The sequence below is a fragment of the Enterobacter sp. 342 genome, from assembly GCF_036663495.1.
Taxonomy (GTDB): Bacteria; Pseudomonadota; Gammaproteobacteria; order Enterobacterales; family Enterobacteriaceae; genus Enterobacter.
In genome coordinates this window covers 1-2,223 of the sequence record NZ_JAWUEI010000093.1, presented here as the reverse complement: position 1 = coordinate 2,223, position 2,223 = coordinate 1, and the positions used below count along the sequence as shown (strand labels likewise).

Genomic DNA, 2,223 nt, shown 5'->3' with positions numbered 1-2,223 from the left:
CCAGAGAAAGAAAATAAAATGCGATGCCATAACCGATTATGACAACGGCGGAAGGGGCAAGCTTAGTAAAGCCCTCGGTGCGGCGGACATTATCCGCGAACAGGCTGAACAGCACGGCATTGCGCGGGTAACGGATGTCTGGCTGGAAGTCGGCGCACTGGCGGATGTTGAGGAGAGTGCACTGCATTTCTGTTTTGATATCGCCTGCCGTGATACCGTGGCGCAGGGCTGCACACTGCATATTGATGTTATCCCGGCACAGGCATGGTGCTGGGATTGCAGCCGTGAGGCCGAAATCATGCAGCACGCCGGATGCTGTCCGCACTGCGGCAGTGAACGGCTGCGCATCAGTGAAGGTGATGATTTGCGGGTAAAAAGCCTGGAAGGTGAGTGAGTTTTACGCCGCCGCCGTATTCAGCAGCCAGCGGGCGAATTGCTGCATGGCCGGGGTTTCCGTACGGGACTGTAACCGCGTCAGCCAGTAGCCGCCGAGGGTGATTTCTGCGGCAAACGGCTGTACCAGTGCGCCTGACTGTAACAGGCGGCTGAACATACATACCGGTGCGATCGCTACCCCGGCACCCAGTTGTGCCGCCTCGGCCATGGCCAGTGAGGTATCGAACACCATTACCGGCTGTGACGGGGAAGGCGGTGTGCCGCCCGCACAATCCAGCCAGCGGCTCCATTCATCCCGGCGGAATGAGCGCAGCAGGGTAAAGCGGTGAACATCATCCGGCTGCTGTAACTGTTCTGCAATGGCCGGTGAGCACAGCGGAGCGTGTGGTGCACTGAAAATCAGTTCCGCATCTGACTCATGCCACGCGCCGTTACCGAAACGGATCGTATAATCATGCCCTTCCGCCGCCGGGTCCACATGATTGTTATGGGTGGAGATATGCAGATCAATATGCGGATGGCTGTCATAGAATCCGGCCAGACGCGGCAGCAGCCAGCCTGCGGCAAATGTTCCCACCGCACCGACTTTCACCCGCTCACGGAACTGCCCGTGAGAAAAACACTCCAGAGTATCCGCAATCCGGTCAAACGCCTCATTGAGCACCGGCAGTAATCCCTCACCTTCATGGGTCAGCACCAGCCCGCGCGAGACGCGGGTAAACAGCACACAGCCGAGTTGTTCTTCCAGCGCCCTGACCTGCTGGCTGACGGCGGCATGGGTGACATTCAGCTCAATCGCCGCGCGGGTAAAACTGAGATGACGGGCGGCGGCCTCAAAGGCGCGCAGCGGGTTAAGGGGGAGATAACGTCTGACCATAATCCACCTGTAAGTTTTTCTTTAGGGCAGTTGAGTCTTCATAATGCCTCCTTTGAAGGGAAGGTATAACGTCGGCTGCGGCAGCAGAGAAACGGCATTCCGGCGGTAATACTCTGCTATAGCAGAATCTGCCTTGTTGTAGCGCGGAACTCAAGTGATATTTGCCTCTTGTGTTTGCATTCGAGCTAATCCGGCAGCACTATTACTCCCAAGGGTTCCAGCAGTTGCTCCTGTTGCCAGGCACAGATCTTGACTCCTTCGAGGTTGACCCGTCTGGGGTCGAGCCCATCCAGATCGGCAAAGGTCAGGTCACAGCCCCGCAGATTGACCTGTTGCCAACAGTCGCGGGAGAAGGTGCCGCGGCTGAGATCTGAGCCCATCAAGGAAGCGCCGCTGAGATTGGCATTGCTCCAGTTGTTTTCAAACAGCTCGCATTTTTCCAGGCATTGGCCACTCAAGTTGGTATAGGCCAGGTTGCAACCTGAGATATAAGCCGAGCAGAAGTACATCTTATGGCTGACTTGATTGTAGAAGCGGGCCCGGGAAAAGTTGGCGCCCTTGAGATCGCACTCCCTGAACTCTATGCCAAAGCAGTTGGCACCGCTGAAGTTGGCCAAAGACAGACGGCAGGCCTTGAAACTGGCATCGCGCAGATCGGCATAGCTGAAGTGACACCCTTCAACGGCGCCGCTTTCAATGAAACTGCAATCCTCGAAACTGGCATCCTGCAGCTGACAGTGGCTGAAGTCACACTGATAAAAGCGGCAGCGGCGAAAACGGCTGTCACTCAAATCCTGGCGTGAGAAATCCTCTTGCTGAAAAACTTTATCAATAATATCCATACGGCTTCCTTTAATCAGGGAGGGTGCTAACGGGTATAGGAAGTATAAACCACCTTTTTGCTCCTCATCCGAAGTATCTTACCTGAAATTCCCTCACTCGTTTACCGC

Annotated in this window: 4 protein-coding genes; 1 reads left to right on the top strand and 3 read right to left on the bottom strand. The window is 55.6% G+C overall.

Features of this window, described 5'->3' with window-relative positions; all coding sequences use genetic code 11:
- The coding region (locus V6E55_RS25305; protein WP_230203949.1) for an SMR family transporter at nucleotides 1–136 on the bottom strand (136 nt) is incomplete at its 3' end.
- Between V6E55_RS25305 and hypA the strand changes: the two genes are divergently transcribed.
- Nucleotides 89–394 (top strand): hydrogenase maturation nickel metallochaperone HypA, encoded by a 306-nt coding sequence (hypA, locus tag V6E55_RS25300; protein ID WP_050583588.1) that lies wholly within the window; start codon nucleotides 89–91, stop codon nucleotides 392–394. The two genes, V6E55_RS25305 and hypA, sit on opposite strands and share 48 nt — an antisense overlap.
- A gap of 3 nt (nucleotides 395–397) precedes the next feature.
- Here hypA and ampR read toward each other — a convergent pair whose 3' ends face one another.
- Nucleotides 398–1,273 carry a LysR family transcriptional regulator AmpR gene (gene ampR / locus V6E55_RS25295; RefSeq protein WP_004193231.1) on the bottom strand — a complete coding sequence of 292 codons (876 nt, stop codon included), beginning with the start codon at nucleotides 1,271–1,273 and terminating at the stop codon, nucleotides 398–400.
- A gap of 185 nt (nucleotides 1,274–1,458) precedes the next feature.
- Nucleotides 1,459–2,115, bottom strand: a complete 657-nt coding sequence (locus V6E55_RS25290) for a quinolone resistance pentapeptide repeat protein QnrA1 (RefSeq protein WP_012579084.1) — start codon at nucleotides 2,113–2,115, stop codon at nucleotides 1,459–1,461.
- Nucleotides 2,116–2,223: the final 108 nt, after the last annotated feature.

Coding starts and splice junctions, on each gene's coding strand:
- V6E55_RS25290 (WP_012579084.1), bottom strand. CDS start 2,115: ATGGATATTATTGATAAAGTTTTTCAGCAAGAGGATTTCTCACGCCAG.
- ampR (WP_004193231.1), bottom strand. CDS start 1,273: ATGGTCAGACGTTATCTCCCCCTTAACCCGCTGCGCGCCTTTGAGGCC.